The sequence below is a fragment of the Rhodoluna limnophila genome (genome assembly GCF_005845365.1).
GTDB classification, from domain to species: Bacteria; Actinomycetota; Actinomycetes; order Actinomycetales; family Microbacteriaceae; genus Rhodoluna; species Rhodoluna limnophila.
In genome coordinates, this window is sequence record NZ_CP040509.1 from 1168260 (window position 1) to 1184660 (window position 16401).

Below are 16401 nucleotides of genomic sequence, written 5' to 3' on the forward strand. Positions count from 1 at the left end.
AGGCCGAAGCCCGAGGGAGTTAGTCGCTAAAATGCTAGATTACTTAAGGGTAACCTTTGCGCCAGCGCCCTCTAGGGCAGCCTTTGCCTTCTCAGCAGCGTCCTTGTTTGCGCCCTCTAGAACGGTTGCAGGTGCACCGTCAACAAGAGCCTTAGCCTCGCCTAGACCTAGGTTGGTCAGTGCGCGAACTTCCTTGATAACTGCAATCTTCTGGTCGCCAGCAGACTCTAGAACTACGTCGAATGAGTCCTTCTCTTCTGCAGCAGCAGCTGCAGGAGCAGCAGCGGCAGCAACAGCAACTGGAGCAGCTGCGGTTACTTCGAAGACCTCTTCGAATGACTTAACGAACTCTGAAAGCTCGATTAGTGATAGTTCCTTGAATGCATCGATAAGCTGCTCAGTGGTCAACTTTGCCATGATGTATCTCCTTGTTTTTATAAAAGTTTGGTTTGTAAAGCTTGGGTTTTAGGCGGCTAGCTTGGCACGTAGTGCGTCGATGACGCGTACAGCCTGAGATAGCGGAGCCTGAGTAACAGCAGCAGCACGAGACATTGGAGCCTTGAATAGTCCAGCTGCCTTTGACAGTAGAACTTCACGAGACTCAAGATCTGCAAGCTTCTGCACCTCTGCAGCAGTAAGAGCAACGCCGTCTAGGACACCGGTCTTTACTACTAGTAGAGGATTTGCCTTTGCAAAGTCACGCAGAGCCTTAGCAACTGAGACTGCGTCTCCGGTTGCAAAAGCGAGAGCGGTTGGTCCGAACAACTGGCCGTCAAATGCGGTTACTCCAGCGTTCTTTGCAGCGATCTCAATAAGAGTGTTCTTTGCTACGGCGTAGGTTGCGTCTGCACTGATGTTGCGACGAAGCTCCTTGAGCTGTGCAACGGTGAGACCGCGGTACTCGGTTAGAAAGACGGCGTTTGAGTTCTGGAATAGACCAGTTAGCTCAGCTACCTTCTCGACCTTGTTCGCCATGGCGCTCCTTGAATTGTTTATGTCGGTAGCCCCGGGAAATAAAAAATGCTCCATGCAGACGCATGAAGCAGTAAAAAACTCAGGTTTAAAACCAACGAATTGAACTTCTAAATACACCTGCGTGGGTTGACACTTTCGTATCCTTCGTTGCCTCGCGAGAAGCAAAACCGACGGTCTGTGGCTTCCCCCAGTCTACAAGACCGCCAACCCCGGCGCAAGTAGCAGAAAACCCCACCGGAGCTAACCGATGGGGATTTCTAAGACTAACTAGTCGTTGTACTTCTTGGCACGAGGACGACCCTCACCCTTAGGCTTGTCAGCCCAACGGCCCTTGCCAGAACCACCGTAGTTGCCACGGCCACCTGAACGGCCACCGCCTGAACCACCGCGACCATCACGGTCACCGCGGCCTCGGCCACCGCCACCGTTGCCACCGCGTGAGTCACCAAAGTCAAGTGCCTCTGGAGCCGGAGGTGGAGCAATTGGGCCAGCTAGCTGCTCAAGCAACTCGCTTGATGGGCGTACGTCTGAGAAGATTCCATCGCGCTCTGCACGACGAAGTAGGTCTTCCATGCGGCGGCGACGGCTGCGTGGAATCAGGGTGATTACAGTACCCTCCTTGTTCGCACGACCGGTACGGCCAGAGCGGTGAAGGTAGGTCTTGTATTCCTCTGGTGGATCAACCTGAACCACAAAAGCAACGTCGTCAACGTGAATACCACGCGCAGCGACATCGGTGGCAACTAGAACACGAACAGCACCCTTGGTAAAACGCTCAAGGTTGCGGTTTCTCTGGTTCTGGTTTAGGTCACCGTGCAGACGAGCAGCTGGAACACCAGCCTGGGTAAGGCTCTCGCTCAAACGCTCGGCGGTCATCTTGGTGCGGGTAAAGATGATTGACTTGCCCTCACCCTGAACGATGCGCAAAAGAACCTGTGAACGGTCCTCTGGGTCAACGGTCATTACACGGTGAGTGATGTTGGCGGTGTCGTTCTCTTCGTTCGGAACCTCGTAAACGTATGGGTCCGGAAGGAATTCCTTAACCAAAGCGTCAACCTCGCGGTCAAGAGTCGCTGAGAAAAGCAGCTTCTGGCTGTCTCCGGCAGCGCGCATGATGCGGCGCACACCCTCGATGAAGCCAAGGTCACACATGTGGTCAGCTTCGTCGACAATCAGGGTTTCTACCTCTGATAGGTCGATGATGCGCTGAGCCATAAGGTCTTCAAGACGGCCTGGGGTTGCTACAACGATGTCTACACCGCGGCTCATGGCGTTCTCTTGCTTGCGCTGAGGAACACCACCGTAGATGCAGGTTGTGTAGAAACCAACTGCGCGGGCAATGCCGTTTACAGTGCGGTCGATCTGGTCTGCAAGCTCACGGGTTGGCGCCAAAATTAGCGCACGTGGCTTGCCAGCCTTGCGAGGTACTGAACCAGCAGCAATCAACTTGGTAACTAGCGGCACGGTGAACGCAATGGTCTTACCAGAGCCGGTCTTACCGCGGCCAAGAACATCGCGGCCTGAAATTGCAGCCGGGATGGTGCTTGCCTGGATAGGGAACGGGGTTGAAGCACCCATGCCCTCAAGAGCAATAAGAACCTTTGGGTGAAGACCCATTGCCTCGAAGCTGTCAGCGGTGATTGCCTCTGACTGCTCAACTGCCTCTAGACGCTCAAGAACCTTGTCCTCGAAGAAAGCCTTCTTGTTTGGGTTTGAGTCGCGTGCACCGCGGAAGGTTGACTCGCGTGAGTCATCGCGTGCGGCACGGTCTGGGCGGTTTGGGTTGCGGTCTTCTGAGAACCCGCGGCGTGGGCCACGGTCGTCAGAGAAGTTGCGGCGTGGGCCACGGTCATCGCGTGATGCAAAGTCGCGGCGTGACTCGTTGCGGTCTTCCCAAGGGCGGTTTGACATGCCACCGGCTGGGCGCTGCGCGCGGTCGCCAAAGTCACGACGTGGAGCACGGTCATCGCGGTTGCCGTAGGCAGGGCGGTCGCCACCGCGGCGGTCATCTGAACCACCAAAGCGCGGGCGGTCATTGCCGTATGAAGGGCGTGAGTCGCGGTCACCAAAGTCACGGCGTGGTGCACGGTCGTCACGGTTGCCGTAGGCAGGGCGCTCTGAGCGTGCTCCGCGGTCGTCGCGGTTTCCGTATGAAGGGCGTGAGTCGCGGTCGCCGTATGAAGGGCGGCCATCGCGGGCTGCGCGGTCATCTGCGTTGTAGCGAGGCTTGCGTGCTGGTGCACCGGTGCCTTCGCCATTGCGCGGAGTCCAGTCGCGGCCACGGTCTTCGCGGCCACCGTTCATTTCGCGTGGTGAGGTGCGGCCTGCAGCTGGGCGCGAGTTACGGTCGTTGCCGTAAGCAGGGCGCTCGCCACGAGGTGAATCACCGTAGGTCTTTTTTGGGCCGTTCTCAAAGAACGCACCCTTTGCACGTGGTGCACGTGATGGTCCGGTGCCGTCGGCTGCGCGGTGAGGCGCACGCCCTCCGCGACCGTCTTCACGAGTCTTGAAATTGTTGCCAGCGGCACCCTTAGGCGCGCGCGACGATGACTTGCCAAATCCAGGCATAGTTGTAGATTCCTCTTCAGTTGTGTTGGCCCTCGCAGGGAGTAGCTGCTTGTGGGCCGGTGGGCTAGTCGAACAGCGCTAAACCCACACACGAGAAGAACATCCGCAATACGGCGGATTCTCATTTAGAGGAAAAGACTGGTACATCTCAGAGGTGGCACTTAGGTGGCCACATGATTCAAATGATGTACTGCAAACGACTACTGTCACGAATTCGTAACGTTCTTAGACTACTTGAAGGTTTGCGTTTTGGCTAGAGCAAAACCTAGATTGGCACTTTGATCTCTAAAGTCGCGCCGTTATCGGTGTTGTAGAGGCGCCAACCCAGCGAAACCTCATCAAGAATTGATGAACCAAAGCCCGGCACCAAGGTGTTTTCAAGGGCAACACCGTTGTTCACAATCTTCAATTGCAGAATGTGCTCTTCAGTTTGCTCAACCTCAACCCAAACCTTGGTGGCCTTACCATGTTTGGCTGCGTTGCTCACCGACTCGCGAATCACGCTGGTAAAACAAGCCGTAGCAACTGGGTTTTCACGCACCCGATCAGCCCAATCGGTGTTTAGCGGCGGCAGGTTCAGCTCAATCACGCCGTCCCACATCGTCTTAATCTGGTTCAAAACCTCGTCAAAAGACTCTTGCTCTTCAATGGTCTCAAGTTTCTTTAGAGCCCCCACGATGTCTGCCTCGATTGCCTCGATGTAGGCAGCTGACTTGACTTGCTCTTGGCTCAATCTGATGGCAGATGCATACAGCGCTGATTGAATTGGCCCGTGAATCACAGAGGCAACTCGGCGGCGGTTGAGCCAAAGCTCTTGCCTAAACTGCGCCGTCAACACCGATAACTCGCCCAGCACCTTGGCCATCTGAACCTCTGCGTCATGGCGCTGGGTTCGGGCAATTTGCATAGCAAAGCCCAGCAGAGCCAGCAACAACAGCATGGTTAGGTACTGCATCAGGGTGACGCTGGTAACTGCGAGCCCGACCAGGTTTAGTGTCAGGCCAGTAATGATCGTGGTCAAGGCCATCACAGCGGCTACAGCAAATGAGGCTGCAATCGGCGAGACCCACCAGTTGCGCAGCAGCTTTTGCGCGGCCCGCGTAACCAGCCAGCAGAGCAGCACCGCGATAACTGCCGTGTACATAGGCCAACCGTTGGTGATGGTGGCCGGAACGGTAAGGGTAACCGAAGCCGAACCAAACGTGGTTAGCGAAGGCACGACCATTTGACCGACTGAGACCTTGGTCGGGAATCGCCCTCGAGACCTAACCGCAAAGCCCTTGGAAGCATTCTCGAGCGCCGCCTCTGTGGCAGAAGTTGCGCGACCAATCTCGTGACTCAGCGGGCGGACTACGTCCTCAATGGTGTCTCGGAGTTTTGGCGCAAGCTTTGAGAGATCTTGGCTTCTTAAGCCTCGACGAAGTTGGTCAACCACTGGAATCAAAATCTCCTGGGCTTTAGCCAAAAGCTCTGCCTGTTGTTGAGCCACCTGCCCGTGCATGTTTTTGCGCATTGAATCCAGGGCAGCCTTTTGCTGCTCTAGGTCGGCAATAACAACATCGTGGCGGTCTTTTGACGCGTTATAAATTGCCAGTGTGGCTACCGCACCAAAAACAAAGAACGGCCCTGCATAGAGCCGGTAAAGCAGCTCAGTCGGTGAAATTAGCTCAAATGCCGAACCAACGCCCCAAACCGCAAAACCACGGGCAAAGCCGGCAAGCAACAACGCCAGAGTGGTTAGCAGTGGCCTAGAGCCACGATCTGGCCCAGCCAAAACCGTTTCACGGGCCAAAATCAGCACAGCCACAGTGGCAAAGTAGGCTCCGGTGGCAATAAAGAACCACTCTAGAAATGAGCCACCTAAGCGGCCAGGGTTACTAATCAAGATCAGCGCGTATGACGGAATTGCAAACTGAAGTAGGTTTCGATTACTCAGCGCAACCGGACCGGCCGCGTTATAAAACGCCTCACGGACACTAATCCGCGGAGTCTGAAATTTGCTCGGCATGGCTACTCGCCGATCGAAGTCCCTGATGCTTTGAGGTACTTGGCAGCAGCTTCAACGCGGGCGTTGCCACCGGCATCGATGTCTACACCCAAGGCAATAAACACTCGCGACACAATGCCTTCAACGGCACGGATAGAGGTTGCGCGCTTCTCGGCAATCTGAGCATTCGAGTAACCGGCAGCAATCAACTGCAGCACTTCAATCTGTTTTTTAGAAAGGGTTCCCAGTGGACGCGAAGGGTTTAGGTCGTGGCGCATCAGTGGCGTGACCGAGTCATGCAGCACAGCCTCTAGTGCGTTGACCAACTCGTTTGAGTCGATTAGCTGAGACTTGCGAAGGTAAGAAACACCCTTAGGTAGCTCGCTTGGGTCCTGTCCAGCAAAACGAGCGTCAGGCAGGTTGGTCAAAAATACGATGCCGACATCGGGGGCGGTGGCCTGAATCCACTGCGCAAAGTCAAAGCCGTTAGGCCCTGCACCAAGCTCAATGTCGAGCACCACTGCATCAGGGTCAAACTCTTGAAAAACCTTTTTGGCCTCGGCGGCATTTGCGGCAACAGCAACATTAAAACCGGCGGTCTCTAGTGACTTTGCAACTAGGTCGCGCAGCAGTGCCTCGTCTTCGACGATGACTACGTTCCGATTAAACACATTGCCCCAAATCTGATGATCTAAACCCTCGAGCCAAAGTAACTTTGACCCGAATTAGAACTTAAGACTAAATCAGATTTCTTTCGGCGAGCGCTGATTGCAAATCTGCGTCACTCGGCTCGACCATGAAGTGGCCATCTTCAAACAGAATTACCGGGATGTTTTTGCGGCCTGAAATACGCTCTGCCTCGGCAGCGACTTCGGCGCTCTCAGAGACATCCTTGACGTCATAGGCAACCTCAAGTTTGTTTAGCAAGGCCTTTGAACGGCGGCAATCAACGCACCAGTCAGCGCCGTAATAAGTAACTTGAGCCATGTTGTCCTCTATCTCAATCGATTGTTGTCTGGAATAACAAGAGTTTCGCCGTCAAAGGTTATTCCCGATAGGTCGCGCACCACTATGTCAGCATCGCTCAGCAAAGCGCGCTCAGAGACCCCGATAATCAAACCGGCCTCGGCCTCAATCGCAGCCTGAACACCGGCAATCGCGTCTTCAAAAACCACGCAGTCATGGATGTTAAAACCAAGTCGCTCGGCGCCAAGCAAGTACGGATCTGGAAAAGGCTTGCCGCGCTTTACATCGCTCGCGCTCACCAATTCAGCTGGCACCGGCAGGCCGGCGGCCTCAAGCCTGGCCCGACCTAGATTTCCGTTCGCCGAGGTGCACACGGTCCAGATTCCCGGGCGCAATGAGTGCAGCAGTTCAAAGGCCCCGCCAAGAGCAACGGTTTGCCCGGCAGTGTCTTGCTCTAGCTGGTTAATGCGGTTATTGGCCTCTTCAAACAACTCCGGGGCTACGCGCTCGCGAACCTGGTCCTCCGCCCGCACTCCCGCGTTCTCAGAGGTATTCCAGTCCCAATCCGGCGCGTACTCGCTAGACCAAGTTGCCCAAGCGGCTATTGCTGCATCGTGTGAGTCAACCAAAACGCCATCGTTGTCAAAAAGCAGCCCCGATGCCGAAAACTTCAACTAAGCCTGCTTCTTCTCGCGGTTGCGCTCAGTGATGGTTAGGTAGATACCCACCACAGCGAGCACCAAAAGCACCTTGGCTGGCAATAGGTCTTCAAACAACCACTCAATGGAAGGCGCAGAAATAGACGGCTGAACGTAGCACTCTGTGTCTTTGCAGTCCACCGGAACTTCAGGCCACTCCTGCAGCTTTTGAATTGCCATCTGACCAAAGGTGAAGGCCATTACTGAAACTACGGCACCAAAAACAATTGAAAGCACAAAGTTTAGGTTTGCTGCACCTGCCGCAGCCAGTGCCTTGCGCGGCTTCGGGGCCTCGGCGGTCTTAGCCAAGCGGGCTTTAGATGAGAAGCGGGTACCGGCAATAATGCCCAGTGCAATGATCAACTGAATGATTACCCAAACCCAAACCTGAAGGTCGGTGCGGGTTACCTGATAAACCACGAGGCCAAAGATCATTGCAAAAGCAGCAGCCAAGATTGGCACTGCGTAGCCAAGACCAAGTGCCTTTTGCGCCTCAGACATTTTTGGCTTGCCCTCTTCATTAGTTTCGATGGTGTCAACGCGGAACACGAAGGCACGCAGCAACACGGTAATCACCAAGGCGGTTGCCAAGAAGATTGGAAGGTACACATTCAAGAAGTGAATGAATACATCAGAACCTTGACCGTAGTAACTGTTGAACGAGCTCAGGAATGTGCTGATGGCAAAAATTGCACCGATAGCTAGCGAAATGATTACCGCAAGGTTGGTGAATCGGTGAGCAGCCCGGGCCATCTTGTGGTCTTCACCAAGAGTGTGGCGAGCCTTGATTGCCCAGGTCTGACCAAACAGTGAGGCCAGTGAGCCAATGGTGATGCCCAAGAAGTTTAGGTAAACCGAAACCTTGAATGTCTCCGGCTCCGGGGTTTCTCCGTAGTAGTAAGAAGTTGAGTTGTACAGGTCGGCGTAACCGGCCCCCATGAATAGCGCCCAGGCAATTACTAGGCCCAGTAACGGTAGTGCAACAGCGCGGTTCTCAAGAGGTATTTTTCTCATATCCATCACTCTAGCCCTCTAAACTTTTTTTATGATCCTTGTTATCGGCGAAGCCCTCATTGACCTAATTGAAAACCGTTACCAGCCAGGCGCATTCAACGCCATTGTTGGTGGCGCAAACGCCAATGTGTCTATCGCCTTGGCCCGCCGTGGCACCCCGCAGCAGTTTCTTGCCCGCCTCTCTAAAGATGGTTTCGGCAAGCTAATCCGGGCAAAGCTAGAGGCCAACCACGTGGGTCTTGATCATGCCATCAGCGCTGACGAACAGACCACTCTGGTCACAGTATCGATCGACTCACATGGTGTGCCTTCTTACTCTTTTTACGTAAACGGCACCGCTGACTGGGGTTGGACCCCTCAGGAGTTGCCAACTGATGCCGACCTGGACAACCTGCACGCCACCGCAATTCAGTTTGGCTGCCTCGGAATGGCTATGGGGCCGGGCAACTTGGTCATCGAAGACTGGGCCCGCGAGCACTTCAAGCAGAAGTCAGTCACCATCAGCCACGACATCAACATGCGTCCGGCCCTCGGATTTGAGCGCAACCACGAGCGTCTTCGCGTTGAGCGCATCAACGACATTTCACACGTGATCAAGGCCTCAGATGAAGACATCGAATGGCTTTACGACCTAGAACCTGGCACAGACATCGACAAAATTGTCTGGAAGTGGATCGGCGATTCCGGCCGCCACGTATTCATCACCCGCGGCGGCGACGGAGTCTCAACCTATCGCCTTGGCGCCGATGGCAGCAAGATTCGCTTTGATGTGCCATCTCGCAAAATCAATGTGGTTGACACTGTAGGTGCCGGAGATACCTTCTGCGCAAACCTCCTAGGCCAGCTCTCAGACGTTGATGCTTTGGGTACCGACCCGTTTGACCGCCTGCAGAACCTAAGCGATGAAGTCTTGCGCGAGTTTGTTTACAACGCAGGCATTGCGGCCTCGATCACCTGCGAGCGCGCGGGAGCCGAGCCACCAACCCTGGCCGACCTCAACGAAGTTTTGGCGTCAATCAACTAAATGTATGTAATTTCAAAGCTTCAAACCGGTGAACCAGTTTGGGCTTTTAACACTCGCGACCTCATGCGAGCCGCCACCTGTGATCACTGCGTGCGGCTGGCCGTTGCCCGTGAGCTGAAGCTTGCCGGTGTTGCCGAGCTGGTTGAGCCATACGTGCAGACTGAGAAGAACTTGGCCATGCGCTACGGCGATAAATTTGAGGCCGAGATCGAGAGTGAGCTTCGCGAGCACCTTGGCGAAGATGACTTTCAAAGGCCAGAGGGCAGCGACAAATTTGCCGAAACCGTGGCCCTCATGCAGGCGGGTGTTCCGGTCATCTATCAGGGTGAACTTCAGCACCGATCAGGGCTTTCAGAATTTCGGGGCCGGCCAGACTTTCTGGTCCGGGCTGACTATGAGCTCGAATTTGTGGACGGTCGCCTCACTGCCAAACAGAATCCGGACCTAGCCGGCATCGGTGGGTATTTGGCGTGGGATGCAAAACTGGCCCGCTCTGCAAAACCGCACTATCTGCTGCAGGTGGCAATTTATGTTGACGCCCTAGAGGCGCTTGGCCTGAAGGCCGAGGGTGGCCTACACGGATTGATTTTGGGCAGCCGCACCACCGAGGTTTTTGAGGAGTCAGAAATTGTCCCGGCAATGCGGCGAGCTCGGGCTGTTCTCGAGGCCGCCTTTACCAAGGTTGCGGCTGGTCAGCTGACGGAATTTGAACTTGAGAACCTCAGTCTGCACTGTGAGTCAGAGAGTACCTGCAAGATCTGCGAGTATCCGGGCCTATGTGCCCAAAACCGCAAAGACCTAGACCACTTGGTTCAAGTTGCCGGAATCAACAAGAGCCAAATTGAAAAGCTGCGCACTGCTGGCATCAGCACAATGACGCAGCTGGCAGGTGCCACCGATGCCCAGCGCCCAAGTGATTTTATTGGATTGACCTTTGACAAGCTTCGCCAGCAGGCCAACCTTCAGGTTGGCTACAACCAAACCGGTGAGCACCGACACATTGTGGTTGAGGACCCTGAAATTGCCGTGTTGCCCCCTGCCTCGGCAAACGATATTTTCTTTGACATGGAGGGTTTTCCATACTTTGAAGAAAAGGGTGGGCTCGAGTATCTATTTGGTGCAGTCACCCGTGACAAAAAGTTTCACTCGTGGTTTGCCCATGATCGCAACCAAGAGGCAGTTGCTTTTGCGGGCTTTGTAAAGTTTGCCTACGACCGCCTGCAAGCAGACCCAACCGCTCACATTTATCACTATGCCCCCTATGAGGTTTCTGCCCTTAACCGTTTGGCAACCCGGCACGGATTGATGGAGGCCGAGGTTGATTGGCTAATTACCGAAGGCAAACTCATCGACCTTTATAAAGTGGTCAAGGGTTCAATCATGGTCAGCCAACCAAGCTACTCGATCAAGAAACTTGAACCGCTTTACGGTTTTGGCCGCGACGGAGAGGTTGCCGATGCCGCCTCGAGCATCGAGGAATATGACAACTATCGACGCGCGATTGTTGAGGCCGCACCTGAGGCCGACCAGCTCCTGCAGAACATCGCAGACTACAACGAGGATGACTGCATCTCTACGCTGGAGCTATATGAGTGGCTGGCCGGAATGCCTGAAGCAGGTACTCGATACCAGCAGCACCGAATGGCCGTCGATAGAAAAAAATCTGAGCGCGCAGCTGAGGCCAACGCAGATGAAGGCTCTGTAAATAAAGCCGAGCTTGCGCTTCTTGAGTTGCAGCGCGCTACCAAGCACATGGCCGCGGCTCTCGAAACCTTCAACTACGGTGAGTCTGAAGAAGCCGATTATCGGGCAACGGTTTGGCAAGCGCTGGTTCACTCAGTGCTTTACTACAAGCGTGAAGAAGTGGTCTTTTGGAGAGAAAATCACCTGCGCCTAGAGGCTCCCTACGAGACGCTTGCTAAAGATCGCAAAGCGCTTGTGGTCTTGGGGTGCCAGCAATTTGAGACTGACGCCATCTTTGAAACCCGTGACCCACAGGCCACTATCAAGGTTGAGTACACCTATCAGCTCGAACCCGGTCAAGTAGTTCACCTAAAGCCCGGCGATAAAATCTTTGTTCGCTACGACTTTGGCTCAAACCAACAAGAGCGCGATTTCGGAACTTTGCTGGAGGTCGACGAGGACCGAATTAGATTTGCGCGGTCAGGCAAAGTTCAAAACATGAAGTTCGTACCAAATGCCATATGGGCCAATGACTTCATCGCGGCCGGTGTAAAAAATGACTCAGTTCGCGACCACGCTCTTGCCCTAGCAGCCGAGTGGATTTCGCCACTGAATGAGGCTCCACTCGGATTTGCCGCAATAGATTTGCTAATGCGCCGGCCACCGCAAACCACCGATGGCCGCGGAGTAGCGCCGGTTGTCAATGGCGATTACCTTCCGGCTGTAATAGACACCGTCAGCCGCCTCAAGAAATCGGTGCTGGCAATTCAGGGACCTCCGGGCTCAGGCAAAACCTACTTGGGCTCACGCACAATTGCCCACCTAGTTGCCACCGGAAAACGCGTGGCAGTGGTGGCTAACTCTCACTCGGCTGTTGAGAACCTTTTGATGGGCTGCATCGATGCCGGTGTTCCGTCAGAGCAAATTGCCAAGCCGGCAAAATCTGGCGACCGCACACCAAAGCCATGGTTCAAGCCAGCCAACGCCACTAAGAATGCCGAGTGGCGTGCCAAACAAACCAGCGGTTACGTGGTTGGCGGCACAGCCTGGACCTTTTCAAACCCGCAACTTTTGGCCTCGCGTTTTGACTACATCTTTATCGATGAGGCAGCCCAATTTGCAATGGTGGATGCAATTGCGGTGGCCCAGGGCTCTGACAACATGATTCTGTTGGGCGACCCTCGGCAACTGACCCAGGTGGTGCAGGCAATTCATCCGGGTGGAGTTGAAAACTCAGCCCTTGGGCACTACATGGGTGACCACGCAATTTTGCCTTCAGAGCAGGGCTATTTTGTCGAGGTCACTCGCCGCATGCATCCGGCCGTTAATCAGCCGGTTTCTTGGCTTTCGTATCAGGGTCGGCTGCACTCATTTGAGGCGGCGGCCAACCAACGGATTGATGGCCTTGAGCCAGGGCTAACCTTGCTGCCGGTTGAGCACATTGGCAACATCAGTCACTCGGCCGAGGAGGTTGCTGTGGTTTTGCAACAGTGCCAGCAGCTGCTTGAGCGGGTTGAACAGTCTGAGATTTTGGTGGTCGCTCCATACAACGCACAGGTTGATGCAATTAGGCACGCGCTAGATCAGGCTGGTCTAAATCAGGTTGAGGTCGGCACGGTTGATAAGTTTCAGGGGCGCGAGGCCATGGCTGTAATTGTCAGTTTGGCTGCATCGAGCGCCGAGGATGCCCCGCGCGGACTCGAGTTTTTGCTGGATCGAAACCGGTTGAACGTGGCACTTTCGCGCGCCAAAACCAACAGCTATCTGGTGTATTCGCCGGCGCTATTGCGCACCAAATTCAACAGCGTTGAAGACGTAAAGTGCGTTAGCCGCCTGGCCGGCTTGCTAGAGTTCGCTAACGCCTAGCAAGAGTCCAACTAGGTAGGTAGCGCCAACCGCAATGCCGCCAAACATCAGTTGGCGCAATGCGCTGGTGATCCATGATTTACGGGTGAACTTTGCTGCGATACCACCGGCAATAAGTAGGCCAACAGCACCGATTGCTAGTCCGGCAATTAGTGAATCAAAGCCAAGAATGTAAGGAATCAGTGGCACAGCTGCACCGATACCGAACATGGCAAATGATGAGAATGCAGCCACCCACGGAGACGGGTTTGAGTGTGGGTCAATTCCAAGCTCTTGGGTGATGTGCACGCGAGCAGCAACATCAGCGTTTTCGTGAACCTCACGCGCTGCAACCGCTGCAGTGGCCTCGGTCATGCCCATGTCACTAAAGTGGCGTGCCAGCTCGTGAACTTCGCCCTCGGGGTTCCGCTTATGCGCTTCAATCTCCACGGCAAGCTCTGAGTGGACCTGCTCATTTGAAGTCTTTACTGATGCATACTCGCCCAGCGCCATCGAGAACGCACCCGCCACCAAACCGGCAACACCGGTGACCACGATAATCGGTGCCGAGGCACCGGCAGCACCGATACCGGCAATCAATGCGATGTTTGAAACCAAACCGTCCATGGCGCCAAATACTGCAGCGCGCAGCCATCCGCCAGAGATGTCTGGGTGGCTGTGGTCATAGTCGTGCGGGTCGGTGGTCCGCACGTGATTAGCGCTGTAGCTCAGGTCGTTCATAACTAGAATCTTATTCTGAAGCAGGCGTAGCCTCGGTATTGGCCGCCTGAGCGCTGGACTTTTGGGCCGCCGCAACCGCCTTACGACCAGCTGGCAACAGCACCGCAGCGAGGGCAAAAACCACCATAGCCAGGCCCGAAACAATCATCAGAGATTCAACCGGATACACATCGGCCAAAGGTCCAAGCACAGCCATTCCGATTGGCATGGCCACCGAAATCACAATGCCGACAAACCCAAAAACTCGCCCCTGGCGCTCAGGCTCTACGGTCTCTTGAAGCAAGGTCATAGCCGAGGTAAAGAAAGATGGCACAGCCAAGCCGATGATGAAGAACAAAATGTAGAAGACAATCAGGTTGGTGGTGAACCCCATGGCCACCGATAGCAGACCAAAGAACACCGATGTACCGATAATCATGCCAATGCGATTGACTTTGTTGGCAAACACCGCAAGCAAGGCACCGCCCAAAGCCATTCCCACGCTGAAAGCGATCTCCCCGACAGTCAGCTTCCAGACTTCAGAGCCGAAATTGCGAACAATAAACAGCGGTGAAAGATTCGACGGCGCCACGGTCAGCAAGAATACGACCGCAAAAACACCCATCACCCAGCGCACTAGATCGTGGGTAAAGATGTAATTCAGGCCATCTTTTAGGTCGGCAAAATACGAGGGTTTTTCATCGCTGGCAGCGCGCTCAAGAGTTGGCACCGAAATCGTAGCCAACAAGCCCACGCCAATAATCGCAGTCACAACATCGATGAAGAAAATTGGCACGATTGACATTGTTGAGTAAACCGCGGCTGCAGCGACCGGAGCCAACAGACCCAAGGCCGACTGAAGACTGCTATTGATTCCGTTGATGCGCATCAATTTATCCGAAGGCACAATCTGCGGCAGCAGGGCCGAGACTGCCGGCATCTGAACACCGGCACCCACCGACCTAACGGCCATCACTAAGTAAATCAGCCACAGGTCATCAATACCCGAGAGCATGAGCAAAGCCAGCCCAAGTGTTGAAAGCGCGATGGTCGAGTCAGAGATCATGATCATCTTGCGGCGGTTTACTCGGTCGGCCCACACCCCAGCAAAGATTGACACAATGGCCTGCGGCAAGAACCCAAAAATAGCGGCAAGGGCCAAAACCAAACCAGATTTTGTGGTCAAGGTCAGGTGCCACATGATGGCGTACTGCACCAAGAAAGAACCAAACATCGATACCGTTTGGCCGGTCATAAAGATGGCTACGCGCTTCTTCCAGCCCGGAAATTCTTCACTTGTAAATGTCATTGCGGCTTACTCTGGCAGAACTTTTAGGGTCTGTAGAGTCGGGTCAGCAACAAAAGCAATTCGCACACCCATGTCCCTTGCCTGAAACAAGGCGCCAAGTGCAGCCTCGGTGATGCGCTCACCCGGAGACAAGACCGGCACACCCGGTGGGTAAGGGCAAATCATCTCAGCCGAGACTCTACCCACAGCTTCCTTGGCATCAACCACTTCGTAGCTCGAGAAGAATGCTTCACGAGGGGTAACCACAACTTCTGGCTCAATAGAGAAAGCCGGCAGAATTTCGATTGGGCGCACCTCACCGCGGTGACGGTTAACCGATTCGATAATCCGCGTGACCAAGTCGTTGATGCGGTCTGGGGTGTCGGCAAACGTGATCATCGGAATGATGATGTCGCGGTTAGCCATTTCAACATCGATGTTTGCGGCCAGGAGGTCAGCCTCAACCTTAGTGCCGTCTGAACCACAGCCGGAAAGCATGATGACCAGCTTGAGTGGGTCGATGTATTCACCGTCAATTACGTCGATACCGGCTGCGGTTAGAGTGGCACGGCCGCGCTCGGTGGCCTCGATAACCGGACCAATCAACTCTTCGCCATGGCGCTCGAGCAAGGCTCGGGCAGCATCGATTGAGGCCAAGATGCGGCCAGACATCGATGTGGTTTGGGTTGAATCAAACATCTTGTTGAATCGAGCCAAGTCAACATACTCATCGCGAACCAGCACAAAAGACGCCTGCGAGTAAGACGGCAGAGTCTTGTGGGCTGAGGTCACCACGATGTCGGCGCCTTCGGCCAACGGGTGGTTTGGCAGCTCTGGGTGAAACCCGTAGTGGGCAGCCCATGCAGCGTCAACCACAAGCGGAATGCCGTGCTCGTGACACACCTTTGACAGGCGTGGAATGTTTGACATGGTGCCCACGTATGAAGGCTCACCAATCAAAACGGCTTTGGCATCAGGGTGCTTTGCCAGTGTCTCGGCCAAGCGGCTCGATGGCAAGTACTCAGGCAAGCCGGTGGCCGGGTTGATCTCTGGGCGAATCCAAACCGGAATCACGCCAGCGTAAACCAAACCGACCAAGACGGACTTGTGCAGGGTGCGAGAAACAATGACTTTGTCGCCAGGGCTAGCCACGGCCATTACTGCGGCGTGGTTTGAGCCCGATGAGCCGTTAACGCCAAATCGGCAGAGAGAGGCACCCCAAAGCTCGGCAGCCATGGCCTCGGCCTTGAGAATCAGCGAGGGTGAAATGCGGTGCGGGTGATTGCCAGGTAGTACGGGAATGTCGCCATCGACGATCGCGCCGGTTAGATCGGTGCGGCCCTTGTGGCCAGGAATTTGGAACGGGGACCGGTCGGTCTCCATATCTCGAATCCAGGCATCTAGTAGGGGTGCGCTAGAGCGCAAACCCATTGGGTCTTTCGTATCGAGGAGTGTGGCTGCGCCAAACGCGTGCTGAGGCAATATCCCGCCTTTCGGTAGTCGGCTAACAGCCTAATGAATGTGTGTGAATTTGGGTATATCTTTTGTTGAACACCGATGTCTGATTAGGCACCGATTAGCAACGGCGATGAGAAAGGGACCAGGTCTTTCGACCTGATCCCCTCATCGGAAG

The 16401-nt window shown here is 54.7% G+C and carries 13 protein-coding genes; 2 read left to right on the forward strand and 11 right to left on the reverse strand.

The annotated features are described in order from the left end of the window. Positions 1-39: 39 nt before the first annotated feature. The 8 genes from rplL to FFA38_RS05705 form a co-directional block, all read right to left on the reverse strand. Entirely contained in the window at positions 40-417 is a 378-nt protein-coding gene (gene rplL / locus FFA38_RS05670) for a 50S ribosomal protein L7/L12 (RefSeq protein ID WP_138315822.1), read from the reverse strand. 48 nt (positions 418-465) lie between these two features. Then, complete coding sequence (gene rplJ / locus FFA38_RS05675) at positions 466-975, reverse strand: 50S ribosomal protein L10 (protein WP_138275801.1); 510 nt, start codon at positions 973-975, stop codon at positions 466-468. A gap of 267 nt (positions 976-1242) precedes the next feature. Continuing rightward, positions 1243-3543, reverse strand: a complete 2301-nt coding sequence (locus tag FFA38_RS05680; protein ID WP_253786145.1) for a DEAD/DEAH box helicase — start codon at positions 3541-3543, stop codon at positions 1243-1245. A gap of 265 nt (positions 3544-3808) precedes the next feature. Next, a complete protein-coding gene (locus tag FFA38_RS05685) occupies positions 3809-5551 on the reverse strand; it encodes a sensor histidine kinase (protein WP_138315823.1) in 1743 nt (580 codons plus the stop codon). Positions 5552-5553: 2 nt separating this feature from the next. Then, entirely contained in the window at positions 5554-6201 is a 648-nt protein-coding gene (locus FFA38_RS05690) for a response regulator (protein WP_138275803.1), read from the reverse strand. Positions 6202-6268: 67 nt separating this feature from the next. Beyond that, positions 6269-6517 (reverse strand): glutaredoxin family protein, encoded by a 249-nt coding sequence (locus FFA38_RS05695; protein ID WP_138315824.1) that lies wholly within the window; start codon positions 6515-6517, stop codon positions 6269-6271. 8 nt (positions 6518-6525) lie between these two features. Then, positions 6526-7170, reverse strand: coding sequence for an HAD-IA family hydrolase (locus FFA38_RS05700; RefSeq protein ID WP_138275805.1), 645 nt, complete (start codon positions 7168-7170; stop codon positions 6526-6528). Continuing rightward, the gene (locus tag FFA38_RS05705) at positions 7171-8208 is read right to left on the reverse strand and encodes a hypothetical protein (RefSeq protein WP_138315825.1); all 1038 of its coding nucleotides are present in this window, start codon (positions 8206-8208) and stop codon (positions 7171-7173) included. A 31-nt stretch (positions 8209-8239) separates the two neighbouring features. Between FFA38_RS05705 and FFA38_RS05710 the strand changes: the two genes are divergently transcribed. Both FFA38_RS05710 and FFA38_RS05715 read left to right on the forward strand, forming a co-directional pair. After that, positions 8240-9232 (forward strand): carbohydrate kinase family protein, encoded by a 993-nt coding sequence (locus tag FFA38_RS05710; protein ID WP_138315826.1) that lies wholly within the window; start codon positions 8240-8242, stop codon positions 9230-9232. Then, entirely contained in the window at positions 9233-12781 is a 3549-nt protein-coding gene (locus FFA38_RS05715; RefSeq protein ID WP_138315827.1) for a TM0106 family RecB-like putative nuclease, read from the forward strand. Here the strand turns inward: FFA38_RS05715 and FFA38_RS05720 are convergent. Genes FFA38_RS05720 through FFA38_RS05730 form a run of 3 tightly spaced genes read right to left on the reverse strand, consistent with a single transcriptional unit; the run spans position 12761 to position 16250 of the window. Further along, positions 12761-13501: a VIT1/CCC1 transporter family protein gene (locus FFA38_RS05720; protein WP_138315828.1), complete on the reverse strand. Its 741-nt coding sequence runs from the start codon at positions 13499-13501 to the stop codon at positions 12761-12763. The genes FFA38_RS05715 and FFA38_RS05720 overlap by 21 nt on opposite strands. Before the next feature lie 10 nt (positions 13502-13511). Further along, entirely contained in the window at positions 13512-14789 is a 1278-nt protein-coding gene (locus tag FFA38_RS05725; RefSeq protein ID WP_138315829.1) for an MFS transporter, read from the reverse strand. A gap of 6 nt (positions 14790-14795) precedes the next feature. Further along, a complete protein-coding gene (locus tag FFA38_RS05730) occupies positions 14796-16250 on the reverse strand; it encodes an aminotransferase class I/II-fold pyridoxal phosphate-dependent enzyme (protein ID WP_216641746.1) in 1455 nt (484 codons plus the stop codon). Positions 16251-16401 lie beyond the last annotated feature (151 nt).